The organism is Phaeobacter sp. JH20_37 (assembly GCF_048056015.1).
Lineage (GTDB): Bacteria > Pseudomonadota > Alphaproteobacteria > Rhodobacterales > Rhodobacteraceae > Phaeobacter > Phaeobacter bryozoorum.
In genome coordinates this window covers 687,816-710,489 of record NZ_JAYMWW010000013.1, presented here as the reverse complement: position 1 = coordinate 710,489, position 22,674 = coordinate 687,816, and the positions used below count along the sequence as shown (strand labels likewise).

At 64.3% G+C, this 22,674-nt stretch carries 22 protein-coding genes; 15 read left to right on the top strand and 7 right to left on the bottom strand.

Annotated elements, in window-relative coordinates:
• Positions 1–189: 189 nt before the first annotated feature.
• The 3 genes from VWZ87_RS08235 to VWZ87_RS08225 all read left to right on the top strand — a co-directional run bounded on the left by VWZ87_RS08235 (position 190) and on the right by VWZ87_RS08225 (position 4,484).
• Complete coding sequence (locus VWZ87_RS08235) at positions 190–1,203, top strand: AAA family ATPase (RefSeq protein WP_340545165.1); 1,014 nt, start codon at positions 190–192, stop codon at positions 1,201–1,203.
• Positions 1,204–1,221: 18 nt separating this feature from the next.
• Positions 1,222–2,487, top strand: a complete 1,266-nt coding sequence (locus VWZ87_RS08230) for a vWA domain-containing protein (RefSeq protein ID WP_416535906.1) — start codon at positions 1,222–1,224, stop codon at positions 2,485–2,487.
• Between the two features lie 122 nt (positions 2,488–2,609).
• Complete coding sequence (locus tag VWZ87_RS08225) at positions 2,610–4,484, top strand: OmpA family protein (protein ID WP_416535905.1); 1,875 nt, start codon at positions 2,610–2,612, stop codon at positions 4,482–4,484.
• 90 nt (positions 4,485–4,574) lie between these two features.
• Here the strand turns inward: VWZ87_RS08225 and rsgA are convergent, their stop codons facing one another.
• The 4 genes from rsgA to VWZ87_RS08205 all read right to left on the bottom strand — a co-directional run bounded on the left by rsgA (position 4,575) and on the right by VWZ87_RS08205 (position 8,770).
• A complete protein-coding gene (rsgA, locus tag VWZ87_RS08220) occupies positions 4,575–5,666 on the bottom strand; it encodes a ribosome small subunit-dependent GTPase A (protein ID WP_416535904.1) in 1,092 nt (363 codons plus the stop codon).
• A 252-nt stretch (positions 5,667–5,918) separates the two neighbouring features.
• A complete protein-coding gene (locus VWZ87_RS08215; protein WP_416535903.1) occupies positions 5,919–7,103 on the bottom strand; it encodes a vWA domain-containing protein in 1,185 nt (394 codons plus the stop codon).
• Between the two features lie 54 nt (positions 7,104–7,157).
• Positions 7,158–7,325, bottom strand: coding sequence for a hypothetical protein (locus VWZ87_RS08210; protein WP_340545170.1), 168 nt, complete (start codon positions 7,323–7,325; stop codon positions 7,158–7,160).
• A gap of 83 nt (positions 7,326–7,408) precedes the next feature.
• Complete coding sequence (locus VWZ87_RS08205; RefSeq protein ID WP_416535940.1) at positions 7,409–8,770, bottom strand: DUF2927 domain-containing protein; 1,362 nt, start codon at positions 8,768–8,770, stop codon at positions 7,409–7,411.
• 331 nt (positions 8,771–9,101) lie between these two features.
• Here VWZ87_RS08205 and VWZ87_RS08200 point away from each other — a divergent pair, with 331 nt between their 5' ends.
• The 3 genes from VWZ87_RS08200 (at position 9,102) to VWZ87_RS08190 (ending at position 10,804) form a co-directional block, all read left to right on the top strand.
• Complete coding sequence (locus VWZ87_RS08200; protein WP_340545171.1) at positions 9,102–9,479, top strand: hypothetical protein; 378 nt, start codon at positions 9,102–9,104, stop codon at positions 9,477–9,479.
• 1 nt (position 9,480) lies between these two features.
• Positions 9,481–9,849, top strand: coding sequence for a helix-turn-helix domain-containing protein (locus VWZ87_RS08195; protein WP_416535902.1), 369 nt, complete (start codon positions 9,481–9,483; stop codon positions 9,847–9,849).
• A gap of 217 nt (positions 9,850–10,066) precedes the next feature.
• Complete coding sequence (locus VWZ87_RS08190; protein ID WP_416535901.1) at positions 10,067–10,804, top strand: hypothetical protein; 738 nt, start codon at positions 10,067–10,069, stop codon at positions 10,802–10,804.
• 69 nt (positions 10,805–10,873) lie between these two features.
• Here VWZ87_RS08190 and VWZ87_RS08185 read toward each other — a convergent pair whose 3' ends face one another.
• The gene (locus tag VWZ87_RS08185; protein WP_340545174.1) at positions 10,874–11,713 is read right to left on the bottom strand and encodes an AAA family ATPase; all 840 of its coding nucleotides are present in this window, start codon (positions 11,711–11,713) and stop codon (positions 10,874–10,876) included.
• A gap of 193 nt (positions 11,714–11,906) precedes the next feature.
• Here VWZ87_RS08185 and dksA point away from each other — a divergent pair, with 193 nt between their 5' ends.
• From dksA to VWZ87_RS08170, 3 genes are all read left to right on the top strand, one after another.
• On the top strand, positions 11,907–12,329 hold the full coding sequence (gene dksA, locus VWZ87_RS08180; protein WP_340545175.1) for an RNA polymerase-binding protein DksA: 423 nt from the start codon (positions 11,907–11,909) through the stop codon (positions 12,327–12,329).
• Positions 12,330–12,448: 119 nt separating this feature from the next.
• Positions 12,449–13,675, top strand: a complete 1,227-nt coding sequence (locus VWZ87_RS08175; RefSeq protein ID WP_416535900.1) for an FAD-dependent monooxygenase — start codon at positions 12,449–12,451, stop codon at positions 13,673–13,675.
• 232 nt (positions 13,676–13,907) lie between these two features.
• A complete protein-coding gene (locus VWZ87_RS08170) occupies positions 13,908–14,114 on the top strand; it encodes a cold-shock protein (protein ID WP_014874221.1) in 207 nt (68 codons plus the stop codon).
• 217 nt (positions 14,115–14,331) lie between these two features.
• On the opposite strand, the gene xth is transcribed toward VWZ87_RS08170, so the two are convergent.
• On the bottom strand, positions 14,332–15,138 hold the full coding sequence (gene xth / locus VWZ87_RS08165; RefSeq protein WP_416535899.1) for an exodeoxyribonuclease III: 807 nt from the start codon (positions 15,136–15,138) through the stop codon (positions 14,332–14,334).
• A 387-nt stretch (positions 15,139–15,525) separates the two neighbouring features.
• Here xth and VWZ87_RS08160 point away from each other — a divergent pair, with 387 nt between their 5' ends.
• Both VWZ87_RS08160 and VWZ87_RS08155 read left to right on the top strand, forming a co-directional pair.
• On the top strand, positions 15,526–15,777 hold the full coding sequence (locus VWZ87_RS08160; protein WP_416535898.1) for a hypothetical protein: 252 nt from the start codon (positions 15,526–15,528) through the stop codon (positions 15,775–15,777).
• An 80-nt stretch (positions 15,778–15,857) separates the two neighbouring features.
• A complete protein-coding gene (locus VWZ87_RS08155) occupies positions 15,858–17,087 on the top strand; it encodes a DUF6902 family protein (protein ID WP_416535897.1) in 1,230 nt (409 codons plus the stop codon).
• A gap of 133 nt (positions 17,088–17,220) precedes the next feature.
• Here the strand turns inward: VWZ87_RS08155 and VWZ87_RS08150 are convergent, their stop codons facing one another.
• Positions 17,221–17,544, bottom strand: a complete 324-nt coding sequence (locus VWZ87_RS08150; RefSeq protein ID WP_014874225.1) for a HesB/IscA family protein — start codon at positions 17,542–17,544, stop codon at positions 17,221–17,223.
• A gap of 99 nt (positions 17,545–17,643) precedes the next feature.
• On the opposite strand from VWZ87_RS08150, the gene VWZ87_RS08145 reads away from it, so the two are divergent.
• The 4 genes from VWZ87_RS08145 (at position 17,644) to VWZ87_RS08130 (ending at position 22,652) form a co-directional block, all read left to right on the top strand.
• The gene (locus tag VWZ87_RS08145; protein WP_416535896.1) at positions 17,644–18,825 is read left to right on the top strand and encodes a deoxyguanosinetriphosphate triphosphohydrolase; all 1,182 of its coding nucleotides are present in this window, start codon (positions 17,644–17,646) and stop codon (positions 18,823–18,825) included.
• Positions 18,826–18,946: 121 nt separating this feature from the next.
• Positions 18,947–19,261, top strand: a complete 315-nt coding sequence (locus tag VWZ87_RS08140; RefSeq protein ID WP_416535895.1) for a YciI family protein — start codon at positions 18,947–18,949, stop codon at positions 19,259–19,261.
• Between the two features lie 188 nt (positions 19,262–19,449).
• Positions 19,450–21,195, top strand: coding sequence for an arginine--tRNA ligase (argS, locus tag VWZ87_RS08135; RefSeq protein ID WP_416535894.1), 1,746 nt, complete (start codon positions 19,450–19,452; stop codon positions 21,193–21,195).
• A 92-nt stretch (positions 21,196–21,287) separates the two neighbouring features.
• Positions 21,288–22,652 carry an SPOR domain-containing protein gene (locus VWZ87_RS08130; protein WP_416535893.1) on the top strand — a complete coding sequence of 455 codons (1,365 nt, stop codon included), beginning with the start codon at positions 21,288–21,290 and terminating at the stop codon, positions 22,650–22,652.
• The last annotated feature ends 22 nt before the right edge of the window (positions 22,653–22,674 follow it).

Genomic DNA, 22,674 nt, shown 5'->3' with positions numbered 1-22,674 from the left:
CGGGTGTTTGGGCCTTGCTGTGCAGATAGGTACATTCGGTGAGGGCGTGGTCGGCGGGGCGTCTATGAGACCAAAGTGGCATCGACAAGCGCTTGACCCGACCGGTTCGGCGTGGCCTCTTGGTGCCGAACATATGGCCTGTTGGTCAGGGGCCAGATGTCTCCTGATCAGGGACCAGAAGGGGGGCAGATGTCGCAGGAAACACGGGCGGTCGAGCCGGAAAATCCCACCCGCCACGCAGCGGACAGCGCCCAGGCTCGGGGACGGGCTCAGGGGCAGGCTCAGGCCAACGGTCTGCCCGGCTCCATTGATGCGGTGCAAACCCTGCTGACAGGCGCGGGCTATGTCGCGGATCGCGGGCTTGCCACGGTGGTCTTCCTGTCGCTGCGCCTCGGTCGGCCGCTGTTTCTGGAGGGCGAGGCCGGGGTCGGCAAGACCGAGATCGCCAAGACACTCGCCGCCGCGCTTGGACGTCGGCTGATAAGGCTGCAATGCTACGAGGGGCTGGATGCCGCCAGCGCCGTCTATGAATGGAACTTTGCCGCCCAGATGATGGCCATCCGCACCGCCGAAGTCGCCGCCGGGGAGGCAAGCGACCGTGCTGCGCTTCAGGCGGAACTCTTCAGCGACGACTATCTGATCCGCCGCCCGCTGCTTGAGGCGATGCAGCCGGACCCGGCGGGCGCACCTGTCTTGCTGATCGACGAACTCGACCGCACCGATGAGCCGTTCGAGGCCTTCCTGCTTGAGGCGCTCAGCGATTTTCAGGTCACCATCCCCGAACTTGGCACCATCAAGGCTCCCGAGCCGCCCATTGTGATCCTCACCTCCAATCGCACCCGCGAGGTGCATGACGCGCTGAAACGCCGCTGTCTCTATCACTGGGTGGATTACCCGGACTTTGAGCGCGAAATGGAGATCCTGACCGCCCGTGCTCCCGGTCTCGCACCGCGTCTGTCGCAGGAGGTCGTCGCCTTTGTGCAGGCCCTGCGCACCGAGGATCTGTTCAAACGCCCGGGCATCGCCGAAACCATCGACTGGGCCAATTGCCTGCTGGCGCTGGATGTGATCGACCTGTCGCCCGAGGTGATCGCCGACACGCTGGGGGCCATCCTGAAATATCAGGATGACATCAGCCGCCTGCATGGATCAGAGGCCAAACGCATTCTCGATCAGGCCCGTGCCGCGCTGGGTCCCGCCTGATGCGCCAGCCCTGTCCATATGCCTGAATACCTGCCATTGCCGCTGCCGGAAACGCCCCGGCTGGCGCAGAACATCACCCATTTCGCGCGGGCTTTGCGCCGCGCTGGGCTGCCTATCGGTCCGGGCCGGGTGAGCGAGGCGGTGGAGGCTGTTGCCGCTGCTGGCTTTACCTCGAAACAGGATTTCTACTGGACGCTGCACGCCTGTTTTGTCTCCAAGCCGGAGCATCGTCAGGTCTTTGCGCAGATCTTTCGCCTCTATTGGCGCGATCCGCGCTTTCTGGAGCATATGATGGCGGCGATGCTGCCCGCAATCCGTGGCACGCAGGAGGAGAAGGCCGCCAAACCGGCCCAGAAACGCGCCGCCGAGGCATTGCTGGACGGGGCTGAGGCACCGGATCGCCCTGACCCGCCGGAGGGGGAGGAGCCACCGGAACAGCTGGAATTAAACGCCGAACTCACCATGTCGCGCGAGGAACGGCTGCGGCAGCTCGACTTTGAGCAGATGAGCACCGCCGAGGTGGCCGAGGCCAAGCGGATGCTGGCCAAGATGCAGCTGCCGATCCGCCCCATTCAGTCGCGCCGTTTGATGGCGGCTCCCTCTGGCAGCCGGATCAACTGGCGACGCACGCTCGCCCAGGCCGCACGTCAGGGCGGAGAGGTCACGACCCTCGCACGGGCGCAGCGCCGGCTGCGCTGGCCCAATCTGGTGGTGATCTGCGATATCTCCGGCTCGATGAGCCAATATTCCCGCCTGATCCTGCATTTCCTGCATGCGGTCGCCAATCGCAAGGGGCCGGGCTGGGCGCGGGTCCATGGTTTTACCTTCGGCACACGGCTTACCAACATTACCCGCCATCTGGCGCAGCGCGATGTTGATGCCGCCCTGGCCGCAGCCGGGGCCGAGGCGCAGGACTGGGAGGGCGGCACAAGGATCGGCGCCTGCCTGCATGATTTCAACCGTGACTGGTCGCGCCGCGTCATGGGGCAGGGGGCCGTGGTCCTGCTGATCACCGACGGGCTGGACCGCGACGAGAGCGATCAGCTCAGCGCGGAAATGCAGCGGCTGCATCTCTCCGCGCGCCGTCTGATCTGGCTCAACCCCTTGCTGCGCTTTGACGGGTTCGCCCCCAAGGCGCGCGGCATCCGCGCCATGCTGCCTCATGTCGACAGCTTTCGCGCAGGCCATTCCATTGCCGCGCTTCAGGATCTGGCGGATATGCTCGCGCGTCAGGATGACAGCGGCGAAAAACAGCGCCTGATGCAGATGCTGACCGCCGACTGACCCCGGCGCCCGACGCCCGCATCGGCAGGCTCTGGCCGAAAAATGACCCTCACAGGCAACTTATTTGCTTTGCCGCGAGTTGGCTCCTTAGGCTTTGCACCGCACAGCGAAAGGAACACCGCATGGTTTCGCAGCTTCTCAGATCCTCGACCGCGTTGGCGGTCATCGTCTCTCTCAGCCTTCCGGTCGCCGCACCGGCGCAGTCCAAATCGGATCCGACCGATCTCAGCCAGATGACGGCGGAGCAGATCACCGAGGCCGTGCAGCGCTGCCTGCGTTGGCTGCAAAACGGCCGCATCACCCCCGAGGGTGAGATCCTCAAAGGCAAGGGCAAAGGGGCCAAGGCACAATTCTGCCAGGCCTATGTCACCGGAGAGCTGGACGCCGCATTGGATCCGGCGCTCGCGTCCGTTGCCCTGATGGCGGGCGCTGAACAGGCTGAGCCTGCACCTGAGGCAGGCGATCAGGCTGAGCCAGCAGCTCCGACCGAGGCCGAGCAGGCCGCCGCCGCTCCGGTTGAACCTGCCCCAGAACCTGCCACAGACGCTGCCGAATCTCAGACCGCGCCGACCGAAGCTCCGGCCGAGACGGCAGACACAGCCGCTGAACAGAGCGCAGGTGAAACCACCGCAGAGGCAGAGACACCGGTGGAGCCGGCAGCCAATGACGGGGTGGATACAGCCGCCAGCACAGAGGCAGGCGCCGCCGCCGCACCCGAGGCTACGGCTGCGGCCGAGACCACCTCCGACACCGAACTGGCCGCAGCGCTGGCAGAGGCGGAGGCCGGGACCGACCCTGCACCTGCGTCCGATCCTGAACCCGAACCCGAGGTTGAGCCGCTCGACAGTCAGGCGCAGGCCGACGCCCTTGCCCAGACCGAGGAGGCAGATGACAGCGCCGCCGCCGCAGCGGCCAGCGCCGCCGCCACCGAGGAGGCAGAGGTTGTCGAGGAAACCGTGACCGAGGACAGCGCGCGCAGTTCGGATGAGGAATTTGAAACTGCGGTGAACACCCCGGCGGCTGAGGCCGCGGCCACTGCCGAGACGTCTGCAAACGCTGAAACTGACAGCAACAGCGCCGCTGCCACCGCAGACAACGACGATGACGGTCTCAGCAAGTTGCAGAAGGCCGCTCTGCTTGGACTGGGGGCCGTGGCCATCGGCCAGCTCCTGAAACAGGGCGAAACCGTTGTCAGCAATTCCGGCGACCGCGCGGTGGTTGAACAGAACGGCCAGTACCGGGTGATCAAGAATGACGACGCCCTGCTTCGCCAGCCCGGCAGCAATGTCACTACCTACAAGTTCAAGGACGGGTCCACCCGCACCGTTGTCGTGCGCGAGGATGGCGCAGAGGTGGAAACCATCCGCGCCCGCGATGGTCGCGTCCTGCGCCGCACCCGCACGCTGACCGATGGCAGCACCGTGGTCCTGTTCGACGACACCCAGCGCAGCGACAATGTTGTGGTGTCCGAACTGCCCACCGCCGCCCCGCGTCAGTCAGGTTTCAGCAGCGACGCGATCAGCACCGATGAGCTGGCGCTGGCCCTGGCGGCAAAGGAAGCGCCGCAGGTCAACCGCCGCTTCTCCCTGCGCCAGATCCGCAATATTGACGCGGTGCGCCGCTTGGTGCCGGAAATCACCGTGCAATCCATCAACTTCGAGACCGGCTCTGCCGTGATCCGCGCCGCCGAGGCCGAAGAGCTATCGGCGCTGGGCAATGCCATGCGCGAGATGATCGCAAAGAACCCGCAGGACGTGTTCCTGATCGAAGGCCACACCGATGCGGTCGGTGCCGCGCCCTATAATCTGGCACTATCGGACCGCCGCGCCGAGAGTGTCGCGCTGGCGCTCACCGAATATTTCAACGTGCCGCCGGAAAACATGGTGGTGCAGGGCTATGGGGAAACCGATCTGGCGGTAGTGACACAGCGCGCCGAGCGCGCCAACCGCCGCGCTGCCGTACGCCGCATCACGCCGCTGCTACAGGGCGGTAGCTGACCGGGTGGCAGGGGGCAAAACCCCCGCATCTGCACATAGCAAAAGGGCGCCCCAACGAGGCGCCCTTTCTGTCTTGATCGCGCAGCGCGGTTACTTCCGGTTGCGTTTCTTGATCGACTTCACGGTTTTCACCATCTTGCCAAAGCTCTTGTCCTTGGCACGGCGCTGCGCCAGCGAGGCCGAGTTGAACGCCTCCTCCGCCGCCAGCTTGCGCCAGCGGTCAAGCCGCGCCGGGTCCACCTCGCCGGCTGCGATACCGGCCTGCACCGCGCAGCCCGGTTCGCCCTCATGGGCGCAGTTGCGGAACCGGCACTGGGTGGACAGCTCTTCAAGATCGGCGAAAACATCACTCACCCCCTCGGCGGCATCGGTCAGCTGCAGCTCCCGCATTCCCGGCGTGTCCAGCACGCCGCAGCCGTTTTCGACGAAATAGAGCTGCCGCCGGGTGGTGGTGTGGCGCCCGCGCGCGTCATCTTCGCGGATGCCTTGGGTTGCGATATCCAGATCATCGCCCAATGCCTTGGTCAGCGTGGATTTGCCGACGCCGGAGGTGCCGAGAAAGGCAATCGTCTGCCCGGCCCGGACCCAGGGCGCCAGCGCCTCGCGCGCGGTCTCGCTCTTGGCGTTCAGCGGGACCACCTCAACCAGATCGGAAATCGCCTTTGCCTTGGTGACATAGGGCTCAAGATCGTCGCAGAGGTCGATCTTCGTCAGCACGATCACCGGCGTCACCTCCGCGTCAAAGGCCATGGCGATAAACCGCTCCAGCCGCGCGACGTTGAAATCCGCGTTGCAGGAGGTGACCACGAACATGGTGTCGATATTGGCCGCAATCAGCTGGATCTTGCGATCCTTGCCCGGCGCGCGGCGGCGGATCAGGCTCTTGCGCTCCAGCACCCGGCTATGGGTCGGCAGCTCGGCGTCCAGCATCAGCCAGTCGCCCACCGTGGCCTCGGGGCCGGGGGGGATCACCATGTCGATGCCATCGCCAAGGGCGCGCAGCCCGCTGCGGTTCACCTCGGTGATACGCACGGGCGGATGGCTGGCGATCTCTTCGAGATCGGTTTGCTGAGAGAAAAAGCTCTGCCAGCCCAGATGCTCCAGCGGGCTCAGCGGTCGCGCGGTATCGGCAGATCCGTCAGTGGAGGCGGGGCTCAGGAATTGGGAATAGTCCCTTGTCATTGGGAATGTCTTTCTTGGTGTGATCGCGGGGCCTGCCCGGATCCGTGTCTCTGATGAATGTCGCGCAGATCTTTCCTGACACCTGCGGATGAGCGCAGGTGGTCTTCACCGGGGCAATCTGCAAACCGGGGTGGCCTCTGCCGCCCCTTCTTCACCAGGACATAAACTCTCCAATTCTCTGGCGCTTGGTCTACCCGAGGCAGGGTGACTTGGCAAGCTTTCGCCGCGCGTGGCCTGTGCAGGCTGCCGGGCCTAGCGCGTCAGCTCCCGCATCCCACGCTCCAGTCCCGCCAGTGTCATCGGCACCATCTGATCCTCGAAAATCTCCCGGATCATCTGGATCGAATGGGTATGGCCCCAATAGGCCTCCGGCACCGGGTTGATCCACAGATGTGAGGACCACTGCGCCCGCGCCCGCTCCAGCCAGACCTGACCTGCCTCCGGGTTCCAATGCTCATTGGCGCCGCCGGGATAGGCGATTTCATAAGGCGACATCGAGGCATCGCCGACAAAGATACATTTATAGTCCGCCCCATAGGTGCGCAGCACCTCATGGGTGGGGATCTGCGCCTCCCAGCGGCGCCGGTTGTCGCGCCAGACCCCTTCATAGAGGCAATTGTGGAAATAGAAATATTCCAGATGCTTGAACTCGCTGCGCGCCGCCGAGAACAGCTCCTCCACCACCTTGATATGCGGATCCATCGACCCGCCGACATCCAGAAACAGCAGTACCTTCACCGCATTGTGCCGCTCGGGCCGGGTCTTCACATCCAGATAGCCATGTTCGGCGGTGGCGCGGATGGTGCCGGAGAGGTCCAGCTCCTCGGCAGCGCCCTCGCGCACCCAGCGGCGCAGCCGTTTCAGCGCCACCTTTATGTTGCGGGTGCCCAGTTCGACATCGCCGTCGAGGTTCCTGAACTCGCGCTTGTCCCAGACCTTCACGGCGCGCTGGTGGCGGCTTTCCTTCTGGCCGATGCGCACGCCCTCGGGGTTGTAGCCATAGGCGCCAAACGGCGAGGTGCCAGCGGTGCCGATCCACTTGTTGCCGCCCTGATGGCGGCCTTCCTGTTCCTTCAGCCGCTCTTTCAGGGTTTCCATCAGTTTTTCAAACCCGCCAAGCGCCTCGATTTCGCGGCGCTCTTCCTCGCTCAGATGCTTTTCCGCCATCTTGCGGATCCACTCTTCGGGGATATCCACGGCCTGCATCACCGCCTCGGCGGGGATCGCCTCCAGCCCGGAGAATGTCGTGGCAAAGGCACGGTCGAATTTGTCGATATTGCGCTCATCCTTCACCATGGCGGCGCGCGCCAGATAGTAGAAAGCGTCGATATCATAGGTCGCCAGCCCGGCCTTCATCCCCTCGAGAAAGGTCAGATACTCCCGCAGGGATACCGGAACCGCCGCCTTGCGCAGATTTTCAAAGAAGGGCTGAAACATCGGGGTCTCCGTCAGGGCTGATCAGGCGGTCATGTCGCGGCCCATAGCCCCGCGTCAGAGCAGGGCGCGGTCCGCAAGGATGGTTGCAAACATCCCCAGAATACCAAAAACAATGGCGTATGCAGCGCCATATTGCAGTTTGTCCGCCAAGCTGCCGCCGCGTTTCTGGGCCGTACGGGCCCCCAGGAATGCGCCAATGATCAATGCGCCGATTACGATCATGCCAATGTCCGTATGTTAGAGTGTTCAGGTCTCAGGTGGGGCCGCCGCGGGCCGGGTCAAGCCGGTGCGCCCCTCAGCTGCGGTTATTGCGGCGGCGCCAGGGCTGCGATTTCGCGCATTGCCCCTCGGACCGCCCAATCCGGGCCAAACCCGTATCGCGCCCACCCCTGACTGTCCAGCCTGACCGCATAGGCAGCGTCAGTTTGCCCCTCCAGCAGCAGCGCCTCGGCCTCCAGCAGCATCAGGCTTGACAACAGCACCGCATTCTCGCCGCGCGCTGCCACCGGCAGGGCAGGGCGGATCCGCGCCAGGGCGCTGGCGCCGTCGCCGCGCACGATGTCAAAGGCCGCCATGCGGCTGGCGATCTGCGCGCGCAGCAGCGGGCTGTCATAGCGCCCCTGCAAATAGATCAGCGCGGTCTCGAAATGCTGCTGCGCCAGCTCCGGCTCGTCCCGCTGCAGAATGCGCCCCAGCACATAGTGGTTGAACGCCCGCCGGTGATCCTGCCAGCCCAGATCGCGGGCAATGGCGGCGCCGCGATGGGCGGCCTGCAAACGGGTGCCGCGGCCAGTGCCCGGTGTCAGCGCCGCCTCGGTCGCGCGGATCCAGTCCCGAGAGGTGCGCGGCAGTGGCGCCGCGGCGCGCCCGGCACCTGCCGGGTTCAGCCGTGCCAGAATGGCAGGCAGGCGCGCGGCCACCTCGGCCCGTGTCATGCCGGTACGCAGCTCGGGCGCATAGCCCAGCCGCAGGATCAGCATGTCAAACCCGGTCAGTACCGTATGGATATTGTCATCGTTGAACACTGAATCCGGCAGCCGGTAGAGATCGTTCAGCGGCCCGATCGCCTGCGCCAGCTCTTCGTGCAGGCAGTCGCGGGTCTCTTGCGGGCTGACATCATTCGGCACAAAAATCGCCAGCCGCTGACGGGCGCGCAGATTGGCCCAATTGGTGCGCGGATGGCGCTTGTAGCGGCGATACTCCGCCAGCGAGCTGACGTTGGGGACCACGAAACAGGCCGCCCGGGGCGAGGCGCGGCGGATCGCCTTGCGCGGCACGGCTTCGATGGTGATATTGGCCGCCCCGGTGGTCAGCTGCCGCAGGTCCAGCCCCGCTTCTCGGCGCAGCCGCAGCAGCAGCGCCTCCAGATCGCGGGTCAGCCCGCTGCCCGGCTGGCCGGTGACGCGCAGCGTGATCGGAGTTTCAAACCGGGTAAACACAGGCAGTTCGGTGCCGCCTTCCAGCTGGAAATGCAGATCCAGGAAATCCCGTGCGATATCGCTGTTGGCCCGCTGCGGCGCCACCGGATGGGCACGGGCAAAGCTCTTGGCCGGGGCCAGCGCCGCCGTGGCCGCGCCGCGGTGACCGGGGGCCGGGGGGGCGCTTCCGGTGCCACATCCTGCCAGTGTGGCGAACAGCACCAGCGCGGCGCAGCCGCGCCGGAACACGCGGGACGGGGCAGCCGCCGGGCCGCTGCTGCCGCTGGCAGGCTTGCGCGGGGCCGCGATGGGGGGCCGGAATGTGAACAAGCGATATCTCCTGCGGCGCGATCGCCCCAGCTTGTGCCAAGACAGGGTTAAAAATCAATGTTATGGCTGGCCTTATCGCAGCGGTGTGACAATGAGAAGAGCCACCCGGCATCACATTGACGGCAAAATTTCGCCCGCGCCGCGGGCGGTGCGTCTCTGTTGATGCAGACAGAGGTTGTGCATCACGGCGGGTCCGATCAACTCTGCCAGCGGTGACGGAACGCAGAGACAGGTTGAAAAGGCTACGCCAATGGCGTATATACGCAAAGAGACACAGAAATGCCTGCGGGTGGATTATCGCATCACCCCGGTCGCGGTCGAGGACGCCATCCACGCCTATCTGGACGAGGATGAGCTGGCCCGGCTGATCGCAACCCTGGTGCGCGACCCCACCATCGGGCGCAAGACGGATGAAGATTACACCCATGTCGCCGGGGATCTGGCGCTGCGCTACCGCATCCATCAGGCCAGCCCTGATCTGATGATGGTCTATGTGCTGCGGATCCACCGCCGACAGCCCGATCCGCGGCTGTCCGGCTTGATGGCGCAGGGGGCACGGGCAGTGCGGGATCTGGCCCTGGATGTGGTCAAATCCCGGATCAAGGCACTATTGAAGGAGGGCAACTGACATGGCAGAGCAGCGGGCAGATCATCGGGCAGAGCATCACGCACGGCGTCGAACCGGCAGCCGTATCCGCCAGCAAAGCGAAGCGGACCGCGACGCCATGGCGCTCAAACAGATGCAGGAGGACATCTCCGGCAAGACGCCCTTGGAGACCATCGCAACCCGCGAGGTGCCGATGGTGGATGTCGTGCGCCTGCGCAAGACCCTCGGCATGTCGCAGGAACGCTTTTGCAGCCACTTCGGCTTTCGCCTCGGCTCGGTGCGCAACTGGGAACAGGGCCGCCGCCTGCCGGAACGTCCCGCCCGCATCCTCTTGCGCATGATCGAGGATGACCCCGAGCGCGTCGAACGCTTCCTGCGCGAGGCGTATTGACCTTGTGACCGCTTCCATGCGGGCAGGGCAGGCCGACGGGGCAACCCCGCGGTGCCCAACACCGCAGCCGGAAGACACGGCATAGGCGCCGGTCCAGCCCACTGGCGCACTCAGCCGTCAGCAGGCCGGTGTATGTGCCGCCCCCTTACCAACCCGTCGCGTCGCCGCGCACCATGCGTGAGCACCGTAAACAACGCTCAACAATCAGGGAGCGGACGTGCCGCCATCACAGCTTACAATCACACCCCGGCTGTCCTGCGATGATCTGGTCACATGGGCGCATCGCGGTCCCGGCGACAGGCTCGTCGTGTGTTTTTCAGGGATTGGCAAGGATGCCGAAACCTGCCCGCCTTATGAATTCGCGCGAAGCGCGACGGGAAATGGCCGCCACAACACCTTGTTCATCGCGGATCCGCAGCGAAGCTGGCTGAACACGCCGGGTCTTCTGAGCCGCATCGGTGCCGAAATTGAGAGTTACCGCGCGATATGCGGCGCCACCCGTGTGATTGCGATGGGCCATTCCATGGGCGGTTTCAGCGCCATCGTCGCATCCTCCGTTACCCGCATAGACGCCGTTCTCGCCTTTGCGCCGCAGATTTCGATCCACCCCGATATCGTGCCTGACGAAACACGCTGGGCGGCCTATCGCAACCGGATCTCGCATTACGAGGTGAAATCTGCTGCCGATCATTTTCGTGACGGCACGGATTATACCGTCATCCACGGGCGACATGGCCGCGAGGCACCGCAACGGGACCGCTTTCCCCGGCGCGACACCCTTCGCCACTATGTGATGCCCGGCACCCATCATAATGTCCCGCAACGGCTCAAACAGCTGAACTGTCTGGAGCAGGTCGTGCACTTTGCCATCGAAGGGCGCCCACGCAAGCTGCGGCTTCTGTTGAAGCAGACAGCGCAGGCCTATCTACGACCAGAAGAGGAACAGCCCGTCTGATACGGAGGCAAGGACAAAAAGGCCCGCAACAAGGGGCGGGCCTCTGGTCTGATCCTGCGCGGCTGGCCTTCAGCGACGTCCCCGCGCCATAAAGGCGAGTCGCTCGAACAGATGCACATCCTGTTCGTTCTTCAGCAGCGCGCCATGCAGTTTCGGCAGCGCATCCGCGCCATCGCGCTTCAGATCTTCCGCGCTCAGATCCTCGGCCAGGAGCAGCTTCAGCCAGTCCAGCACCTCCGAGGTCGAAGGTTTCTTCTTCAACCCGGCCGTATCGCGGATCTCGTAGAACTGCGTCAGCGCGGTGGTCAGCAGGCTGTCCTTGATACCGGGATGATGCACCTCGACGATCTTGCGCATGGTTTCGGCATCGGGAAACTGGATGTAGTGAAAGAAGCACCGACGCAGAAACGCGTCCGGCAGTTCCTTTTCATTGTTGGAGGTGATGATCATGATCGGGCGCTGCCTGGCCCGGATCGTCTCGCCGGTTTCGTAGACATGGAACTCCATCTTGTCGAGCTCCTGCAACAGGTCGTTCGGGAACTCGATATCGGCCTTGTCGATTTCGTCAATCAGCAGAACGACCTTCTCGTCGGCCTCAAAGGCCTCCCAGAGCTTGCCTTTCTTGATGTAGTTCCTGACGTCATGCACCCGCTCGTCGCCCAGCTGACTGTCGCGCAGCCGGCTGACCGCATCGTATTCATACAGCCCCTGCTGCGCGCGGGTGGTGGATTTCACGTTCCATTCGATCATCCGCAGTCCCAGCGCATCCGCCACCTGCCGCGCCAGCTCGGTCTTGCCGGTGCCCGGCTCGCCCTTCACCAGCAGCGGCCGCTCCAGAGTGACCGCGGCATTGACCGCGATTTTCAGATCTTCGGTCGCGACATAATCCTTAGTGCCCTGAAACTGCATGTCTTTCCTGCCTCGTTGCCTCGCTGCAACCCCTGGGGGCGCTCTTATGCAGGTTTTAACCCTTTGTGCGTACTATTGTGTAGTGACAATCGCCTGCGCAGGGGATAAACGCTGCGGCATGCGGGGGGAGCCGCTGAGTTTGTAAACAATACCGAGGAAGACCGGCAGTATGGGGCAAACCAAAGGTAGCGAAATGAAGCAAGACGTGTTCCTGCCGGATGATTATCGTCCGGCTGAAGATGAACCCTTCATGAATGACCGGCAGCAGGAGTATTTCCGTCGTAAGCTCTATGACTGGAAACAGGAACTCCTGGCCGAAAGCCGTGACACCATCGAGGGGTTGCAGGACAATACCCGCAATATTCCCGATGTTGCCGACCGCGCCAGCGAGGAAACGGACCGCGCGTTGGAACTGCGCACCCGGGACCGTCAGCGCAAACTGGTCGCCAAGATCGACGCCGCGATCCGCCGCATCGACGAAGGCGAATACGGCTATTGCGAAGTCACCGGTGAACCGATTTCGCTCAAGCGTCTGGACGCCCGGCCCATCGCCACGATGAGCCTTGAGGCACAGGAACGCCACGAGCGGCGCGAAAAAGTCCACCGCGACGACTGATTTTCTTGCATTTGTGAAAAAAATCACAACGCCGGGGCCTGTCGCTCCGGCGTTTTTCGGTTATCTGGGGGTATCGCCTGGCCAGAACGGACCGGTCGGCGTGCAGACAGCGGGACAGCATGAGACTGACAGACCGGAAAATCACCATCATCGGCGCGGGCATCGGTGGGCTGGCGGCGGCACTGGCGTTCAGCCAGCAGGGCGCCGAGGTCACGGTCCTCGAACAGGCCGAGGCGATCACCGAGGTCGGCGCGGGCATTCAGATCAGCCCCAATGGTGTCGCGGTTCTGCGGGCGCTGGGGCTGGCCGATGATCTCGCCTGGACTGCGCCGCGCGCCCGTGCGGTGGTTCTGCGCAGCCACCGGCGGGGCCGGGAGGTGCTGCGTCTCGATCTCGACCAATATGCGCCGGGGCGGAATTTCTACTTTGTTCACCGCGCCGATCTGATCAACCTGCTGGCTGATGCCGCACGTCGCATCGGCGTCAAGGTGCGCCTGTTGCAGAAGGTCGACCGCATCAGCTGCGGCGCCCGGCCGGTGGTGCATCTGGCCAATGGCGCGCAATGCGGCGGCGATCTGGTGATCGGCGCAGACGGGTTGCACTCCAAGGCGCGCGCCGCGCTGAACGGCGTGGCCAAACCGCGCTTTACCGGGCAGGTGGCCTGGCGCGCTACGGTTGCCAATCTTCACAATCACCCGGCCGAGGCGCAGGTCTTCATGGGGCCGGGTCGCCATCTGGTCACCTATCCGCTGCGCGACAGCAGCCTGATGAACATCGTCGCGGTGCAGGAACGCAAGACCTGGGCGGATGAGGGCTGGCATCAGCAGGATGACCCCGAAAACCTGCGCGCCGCCTTCCAGGGCTTTGGTGGCGCTGCCGCAGAATTGTTGGGGCAGGTCGATCAGGTGGCGCTCTGGGGGCTGTTCCGCCATCCGGTGGCCGAAGTCTGGCACAAGGGCGCGCTGGCGATCATGGGCGATGCCGCGCATCCCACGCTGCCGTTCATGGCTCAGGGTGCGAACCTCGCGCTTGAGGATGCCTGGGTGCTGGTTGATGCCCTGCGCACCGCCAAGACCACCGAGGCCGGTCTGGCCGCCTATCAGGCGCGCCGCTACGACCGCACCGCCCGGGTTGTCGATGCCGCCACCGGCAATGCCTGGAAATACCACCTGCGCCAGCCGCTGGCCTGGCCTGCGCATCAGATCCTGCGCCTTGGCGGTCGCCTCGCGCCCCAGCGCATGGTGCAGCAATTCGACTGGATCTACGGCCATGACGTCACCGGCGACAGCGCGGCCCCGACCGAAAACGACCCCGGCACCGGCGGCCCCGTCACCACGCTGGCCTGACCGGCGGGCAGGCCGTCAGAACCTGGGGCGCGGCGCTGGAGCTGGCGCATTCGCACACCCTCGTGCGCAACAATCCGCAGTTGCTGCTTGCTTAGTTGCACAAAGGCAGGTAGGGAGGTCGGGTTAGGTTATCTCTATCGACTTTTCTGCTCCTTACGGCTCAGCGATGCGATCTTGCACTGACTGGCCGAGCTGCCGCATTCCGCGGGTGGCATTTTTTAGGAGACTTACGATGGCTAATGGCACCGTAAAATGGTTCAACTCTACTAAAGGTTTTGGTTTTATCGCCCCCGAGGGCGGTAGCAGAGATGTGTTTGTGCATATCTCGGCGCTTGAGCGCGCAGGCCTGACCACGCTGAATGACGACCAGAAAGTCACATTCGATATCGAAGCCGGTCGTGATGGCCGCGAAAGCGCAGCCAATCTGGCTCTCGCCTAAGCTTTTGCCCCCGCGGGGGTATCTGCTGAGATGATATTCGGGCGCATCGGAAACGATGCGCCCTTTTGTTTTTTGTGCGGAGTTGTCCGTGCCGAGATGAAATCTTTGCGGACCTCAGGGGCCGGCCGATATCAGCAGCCCGCGCGCCGTTAGGGCTGACCCCGGTCAATCCGCCGGATCGCCCGCGACCCGGCACTCAGGCCGCTGCCTTATCCGCCTATAGGTCCAGATCGACCCAGACCGGCACATGGTCTGACGGTTTGTCGCGGCCGCGCACCTCCTTGTCGATCTGGCAGTCGCGCAGCAGATCGGCGGCCTGCGGGCTCAGCAGGAAATGGTCGATGCGGATGCCGTTGTCGCGGTTCCAGGCCCCGGCCTGATAATCCCAGAACGAATAATGCCCCGGTCCCTGATGGCGGGCGCGGAACGCTTCGGTGAAGCCGAGTGCGACAATCCGCTGGAATGCCGCCCGGCTTTCGGGGCGGTGCAGCGCGTCGTCTTTCCAGGCTTCGGGCGTCTTGGCGTCTTCGGCCTGCGGAATGATATTGTAATCCCCGGCCATCAGCGCGGGCATTTCCTCGGCCAGCAGATCCTTGGCCCGCTGCCGCAGCCGCTCCATCCAGGCCAGTTTATAGGCGTATTTGCCGCCGTCGACCGGCTGTCCATCTGCGTCCAGCTCAACCGGGTTGCCATTGGGCAGATAAAGCCCGCAGATGCGGATCGCCTGTTTGCCCACCACGGTTGCCTCGATCCAGCGCGCCTGTTCGTCGCTGTCATCTCCCGGCAGGCCGCGCCGCACATCCTCCAGCGGCAGCTTCGACAGGATCGCCACCCCGTTGAAACTCTTCTGGCCATGGGTTTCAACATTGTAGCCCCGGTCCTCGAACAGCTCACGCGGAAAGGCCTCATCGACCGATTTGATCTCCTGCAGCACCACCACATCGGGTTGCGCCTCATCCAGCCATTCCGGCAGCGCATGGATGCGGGCCTTGATGCCGTTGATGTTGAAGGTGGCGATTTTCATATCCGGTCTCCTGCCTCAATGGCCCGCAGCGGGGCGCCTGATCTATCGCGCAATCCGGGCGAGGGGGCAAGGGCGCGCCCGGGCGACAGCAGCGAATCAGCAGCACGCGATCCGCTCGGTCTCGCCCTCCCGGCTGCCGGGTGATTTGCAGCCCTGCAAAATCATCGCCTGACGGTCTGCTTATGCTTTGTGCGTCTGCGGTTGTGGATAGCTCTGTGGCTAACCTGTGCAGAACCTGCCATTCGGTTCAGGATCAACGGATTGACGCTCGTTCCTAAACCGTGGACCTATCAGAAAAACAACCGATAGGCGTGTTTATCAGTTGCGAAACAGGCATCCCGTGCCAATCGTCGACGGGTGTTTTTCACCTAGAACGGGAGACGATCCATGACCACATCAACCTTGCGCCACGACCTCTTTGCACAGCCGTCGACACCTGCGGCGGCGGAGCTTCATACCGGCGATCTTCATGCCGGGGACGGGGTCGAGATGTTCTCCTCCGGTTCGATCTGCCGCGAGGGCGACGGCAATCTGGTTGCGGGCGCAGGCACCGCGCTGTTCTCCTCCGGTTCCGCTCCGCAGGCCGATGGCGCCACCACCACGGGCGCGGCCACCGGCCTGTTCTCCTCCGGCAGCTAAGCCGCGATGAGCCAGCCCCCCCCGGCAGCCTGTCTGACGGCTGACGGGCACAGGGCGCGTTCCATCTTGGTGCTTCAACCATGACCATCATCCTGCCTTTCAAGATCCCGGACGCCGAAATTCGCGCGTCCGCAGATGGCCCGCCCGACCATCCGCCTCCCTCTGGACCGGGGCGGCGGGGCACGGCGCCGGGTACATCGGCTGCATCATGGGTCGAGAGCTTTGCCTGCCACCGGCGCCGGCCGCAGGAGGTCTACTGGCTGAAGGAGAACGCAGAACTGCTGAGCCTGCTGCGGGTGATGCAGCAGCGGGCCGGGGGACCGGCAGGCGCAGGGGGGATCGGCGGCGAGGCGGCGCTGTCCCCCCTGCGCCCCTTCTGTGACGGCGCCGCGCGCCAACTGCGGTTTTTCCCGCAATATTATCGCTTTATCCTGTCGATCTGCCTCGACTACGAAGATCTGACCGGCACGCCCGCCGCCGCAGCGGAGCTGGCACATTGGGCCGCGGCTCAGGGGCTCGTGGAGGCGGAACTGTCGGATCTGCAACGCGCTGAGGCACAGCAGTTACTGGCCCGCCGTGGCATTGCGCTGCCGGTTGATCCTGGGCTTGCGGACCGGCTGCGCCGCTTCACCCGCCGCAGCGCGACCTTTGCGATCCCCAATCGCAAGGCTGCCTACGAGCTGACCCATATCGTGTTCTACCTCTCCGATTACGGGCGTCGGGATCCGGGGTTGGACGCCCGCGCCCTGCAAAGCTTGACCTACGCCGGGCTGTTGGCCTGCCTTGATCAGGATCTCGACCTGTTGGCCGAGATCTGCATTGCCCTGCGCTATGCCGGCGCGACGCCTCCGCCCTATTGGGAGCAGCTGCTCAGCCACGCGACCGCGCAGTTTACCCTGACACCAGACGGGTTTGACGGGCGCATGGATGGCTATCACACCTGTTTCGTTACGCTGTGGTGGCAGCAGGTAACTGCGGTGGGCCGGAAAGCCGAGCCCGCCTGCCGGCTCCCCGCAGGCGCCGGGCAGGCCCTGCATATCGCCGCCCCCGCCACCCGCAGCCTGCTGGCGCCGCTGTCGGTCTGGCTGATGGAGGCAGGCGCTGGACCCGGCCGGACAGCACCCGCACTCTGGCAGGATGCCCTCAGCCATATGGCGGCGCACTCCGGTCCCGACGCCCGCAAACAGTTGCGGAACCTGCAAAACAGCACCCCCGCATTCGAGGCGTTCTGGCAGATCTTCAGCAGGGCGGGGGACTGTCACGCCCGATATCGACGGATCGGGGCAGGGGGGCTCAGCCTGTCGCCGTGATCAGAACGCGCCAGCCCGTTTAGCGGCGACGCTCCGGCCATATGGCAGCAGATGACGGATCTGGTCCGCAGGGCACCGCGCGGCCAGCATCACTTAGTGCAAACCGGTGGTCATGCAGCCCCTGCAGGCGTTTCTACATCGAAAACGAGGTGCCGCAGCCGCAGCTTGAGGTGGCATTGGGGTTGTTGATCACAAACCGCGCGCCAATCAGCTCTTCGGTAAAGTCGATCACCGCGTTTTCCAGAAACGGTAGCGAGACCTCATCCACCACCACCTTCTGCCCCTGACCCTCAAGGATCAGATCATCGGCCTGCGGGGCATCCAGTGCAATTTCGTACTGAAACCCGGAACAGCCGCCGCCTTCGACAGCCACGCGCAGCGCCTGACCCTGATCGGCGGCGCCGATTTCGGCCAGCCGGGCAAAGGCGCGCTCGGTCACTTTTGGAGGCAATTGCATCTCTGGTCTCCCAATACGGTGATCACTGCCGTGTTGCAGCTGAGTTCATAATATAGAAAGGTGACGCCACAGGGACAAGATTGACTGGGGAAAAGATTAGTGACCTACGCGCCTTATGCGACCATGCCCGACCGTAGCCGTGGCCGCCAAGTCCCCGAAGAAGAAAGCAGTTTCCGCTCCCCCTATCAGCGTGACCGTGACCGGATCATCCACGCCAGCGCCTTTCGCAGGCTGAAACACAAAACCCAGGTCTTTGTTGAACATGAAGGCGACAATTATCGCACCCGGCTCACCCATTCGATCGAGGTGGGGCAGGTGGCGCGGACCATAGCGGGCGCACTTCGGCTCAATCAGGAACTGACCGAGGCGGTGGCGCTGGCGCATGATCTGGGGCACACGCCCTTCGGCCACACCGGCGAGGATGCTCTGCATGCGCTGATGGCCCCCTATGGTGGCTTTGATCACAATGCGCAGGCCATCCGCATCGTCACCTCGCTGGAACGGCATTACGCCGAATTCGACGGGCTGAACCTCACCTGGGAAACCCTTGAGGCGATTGCCAAACATAATGGTCCGGTTGTGGGCGATCTGCCCTGGGCGCTGGCCGAATGCAATGCGGCGCTGGATCTGGAGCTGCACACCCATGCCAGCGCCGAGGCGCAGGTTGCGGCCTTGGCCGATGACATCGCCTATAACAACCACGACCTGCACGACGGTCTGCGCGCCGGGCTGTTCACCGATGTCGATATTGCCGAGCTGCCGGTGATCGGACCGGCCTATCAGGCGGTGGATCGCCGTTATCCCGGCCTTGACGCGCGCCGCCGCCGGCACGAGGCGCTGCGGCGGGTCTTTGGCGTGATGGTCAGCGATGTGATCGACGGTGCCCGCGCCCGTCTTGCTGCCAGCGGCGCGCAAAGCGTCGAGGATGTGCGTGCCCTGGGCGCGCCCGTGGTGGTGTTCTCCGATGCGCTTTGGGCCGACCTGAAGGAAATCCGCGCCTTTCTCTTCACCCGCATGTACCGCGCGCCCAGCGTGATGCGCAAACGCGCTGAGGTCTCCAAGGTGGTGGAGGCGCTGTTTCCGCATTTCCTCAACCATCCGGCAGAGATGCCCGCGCGCTGGCAGGGCGATATCGCCGCCGCCGCTGATGAAACCGCTCTGGCCCGGATCGTGTCGGATTACATCGCAGGCATGACCGACCGCTTTGCATTGCAGGAGCACCGCCGCCTGTTCCCGGCTGAGGCCGCTGCCGCCGCGGCAGATCTGCAAGCCGGGCAATAGGCGCGGGCTGCGCTGCGACTGGCGGTAACGCTGACGCCAACTGGCACTATCCTGAGGCAGGTCAGATGCGGTTTCATGGGGAAGACGCCCAGAACCGCAATCGCAGATGCAAGAGGCCGCCATGGCAAACAATGGCATGACGCATTGGACCGTGACCTTTCAGGATGCGCCAGAGATGGCGCGGATCCGCGCGGATCGCCCGCGCCGGGATGCTCATATCGCCTTTGTACGCGCCCATCCCGAATTGCAGATCGGCGGCGCATTGGCGATGCGGCCCGAGCAGGATTTTCCGGGGGCGATCTGGAATGTCGAGGCGGCCAGCCGCGATGAGGTTGAGCGTCTGATTCTGCGCGACCCCTATTATGTCGCCTCGCTGCGCCGGTATCAGATCACCAGATGGGGCCGTCTGCCGGCCCGTGATGTACCGGTTGCCTGACCTGCCGCGCCTTGTTGCGCATATCGCGTAACCTCGCCCCGCGCGCAATTTTCTTCACCCGGATAATTGACCGGAAAACGGGAATTCTCCGGGACGCCCCCGCTGCTGATGGTGATGGGTTCTGCAATCCTGTTGACCCTTCCTGCCGCCCCCGGTATCCGCTGTGCTGAACAGTTGGGACGCCAGATATGAACCTCTTTACCGATATCCGCTCGCTCGTGATCGACAGCCTGACCGCCATGACCGGCGAGGGCGCGCTGCCCGAAGGGCTCGATTTTGCCAATGTCGCGGTGGAGCCGCCGCGCGACGCCGCCCATGGCGACATGGCGACCAATGCGGCGATGGTGCTGGCCAAGCCCGCCAGGATGAAGCCGCGCGACATCGCCGAGGCGCTGGCGGCGAAGCTGGCCGCGGACGATCGGATCGCCAGTGCTGAGGTCGCAGGCCCAGGCTTCCTGAACCTGCGGCTGGCTCCCGGCATCTGGCAGGGCGTTCTGAAATCGGTCCTGGACGCAGGCACGGATTTCGGCCGCTCGGACGTCGGCGCGGGCAAGCGGGTGAACGTGGAATATGTCTCCGCCAACCCGACCGGCCCGCTGCATGTGGGTCACACCCGCGGCGCGGTCTTCGGCGATGCGCTGGCGGCGCTCCTGGCCTATGCCGGCTATGACGTCACCCGCGAATATTACATCAATGACGGCGGCGGTCAGGTCGATGTGCTGGCGCGCTCTGTCTACCTGCGCTACCTCGAGGCACACGGGCAGGACGTGGCCTTTGCCGATGGCACCTATCCGGGCGACTATCTAGTTCCCGTCGGGCAGGCGCTGAAGGACAAGGTGGGCGATGCCTATGTCGACCAGGGCGAAGATGTCTGGCTGGCCGAGGTGCGCGAATTCGCAACCGATGCGATGATGCAGCTGATCCGCGAGGATCTGGCCCAGCTTGGCATCGAGATGGATGTGTTCTACTCGGAAAAATCCCTCTACGGCACCGGCAAGATCGAGGCCGCGCTGAAGGAACTGGATGCCAAGGGGCTGATCTATCAGGGCGTGCTGGAACCGCCGAAGGGCAAGAAACCCGACGATTGGGAGCCGCGCGAACAGACCCTGTTCAAATCCACCGATCACGGCGACGACGTTGACCGGGCAGTGAAGAAATCCGATGGTTCCTGGACCTATTTCGCGCCCGACATCGCCTATCACTACGATAAGGTTGAGCGCGGCTTTGACGAGCTGATCGACATTTTCGGCGCCGACCACGGCGGCTATGTCAAACGGATGAAGGCGGCCGTTTCGGCGCTGTCCGATGGCCGGGTGCCGCTGGATATCAAGCTGTGCCAGCTGGTGAAGCTGTTCAAGGACGGTCAGGAATTCAAGATGTCCAAACGGGCAGGGACCTTTGTCACCCTGCGCGATGTGGTCGATGCCGTCGGCGCAGATGTCACCCGTTTCATGCTGCTGACGCGCAAGAACGATCAGGGTTTCGATTTCGACCTCGACAAGGCGCTGGAGCAGTCCAAGGACAACCCGGTGTTCTATGTGCAATACGCCAATGCGCGGATCTGCTCGACCCTGCGCAAGGCGGCAGAGGCCGGGATTGCGACCGACGAGGCCACGCTGGCCGCGGCCGACCTGTCGCTTCTGGACGATTCCGCCCAGCTGGCGGTGGCCAAGAAGCTGGCCGAATGGCCACGTCAGGTGGAAATCGCCGCCCGCACCCACGAGCCGCACCGGGTTGCCTTCTATCTCTATGATCTCGCCTCGGAACTGCACGGGCTGTATCACCTTGGCAAAACCAACGAAGGTTTACGTTTTGTTAACGAGAGCAACCCATCTGCAACACATGCAAAAATGGCACTGGCCAAGACCGTTTCCATTGTCATTTCTGCCGGTCTTGGTATTCTTGGGGTCACACCGGCGCAGGAGATGCGATAGCTAAAATCGCCCAGGCCGCCGGATCGAGGCAGATCATCAAGTAGAAACCCGGATCGGCGCATTGCGTGCCGTCTGCGGGCAGTGAGGCGGAAATGGCGTATTTTACGCAGGCAGGTCACGGCCAGTCGTATTCCAATGGTGGGGACCGTTCTTCGGCCTCCGCCACTGAAACACAGGGCACCCGGCAGGAGCCTTCCTTTGCCGATGCGCATCTGCCCTATCCGCAGCCCAAACACCCCTTCGGATTCGATCCGCAGACATCGGCCGCCGCGCCACAGGCCCAGCAGCCGGCAGCGGGCGGCTATTTTGCGCAGCCCCATACATCCCCCGGACAGGGCGCGCAGTCCTACAGCCCCTATCAGCAGCCAGCGCCCAGCTATGGTGCCTCCGCGCAGGACGCCTATAGCGGGCCGGGCACCGGTCAGGGGCATCGCTACGATGACTACGGGTTTAGCCCGGAACCGGCAGGGGCCGGTCGCGCCGGCCTCAGCAAGGCGTTCAGCGTCCTTGGCGCCGTGGCCTCGCTTGCATTGGTCGCAGGCATCGGTCTCTGGGGCTACCAGTTGATCTCCCGCGATGTCAGCGGCGTGCCGGTCGTGCGCGCCGTCGAAGGCCCGCTGCGGGTGCAGCCCGAGAACCCCGGCGGCCTGCCCGCCGATCATCAGGGGCTTGCCGTCAATGCGGTTGCCGCCAATGGCAATGTCGAAACTCCCGCCGACCGGCTGACACTGGCGCCGCAGGACGTGGAGCTGACCGAGGATGACCAGCCCATGCAGGCGGCGCTCACCACCGGTGCTGCGCGGATCAACGACACCCGCGATGGCGCGGCTGATGCCGCTGCGGCAGCCAATGCCGATACAGGCAGGCTCTCCAGCGAAGCGGTCGCGGCCTATCAGGGCGGCGATATCGACGCGCTGGTGGCTGAGCTGACCGAGGATTTCGCCCCTCTGGGGGAGGAGACCCTGCGCGGCGCCGAACAGCTGTCGGCTTCCGCCACAGCCCCGGCCATCGTTCAGCCACAACCCCTACAGGCCGTGAGCGTCGCGGCCGTGGCGCCCGCGCCAAATGCAGCCCTGCGCAATGCCCCCGGTGTGCGCGTCTCGCTGCGCCCCGCCGCGCGGCCCGCCCGTTTTTCACCAAGCCGCGCCACAGCGTCTGCCCCGGTTGCGCAGACCACGCAGGATGTCTCGCCCGACAGCCTGCCCGCAGGCACCCGTCTGGCCCAGCTCGGCGCCTATGAAAGCGCCGAGGTCGCGCGCGCCGAATGGGATCGCATCCACGGACGCTTCGCCGATTATCTGGAAGGCAAGAAACGGGTGATCCAAAAGGCGGAAAGCGGAGGTCGCACCTTCTACCGCCTGCGCGCGATGGGCTTTGACGACCTCTCCGATGCGCGCCGTTTCTGCTCCGCTCTGGTGGCAGGCAACGCCGACTGTATCCCCGTGACCACCCGCTAGGACATGGGCCTCCCCCCGACAC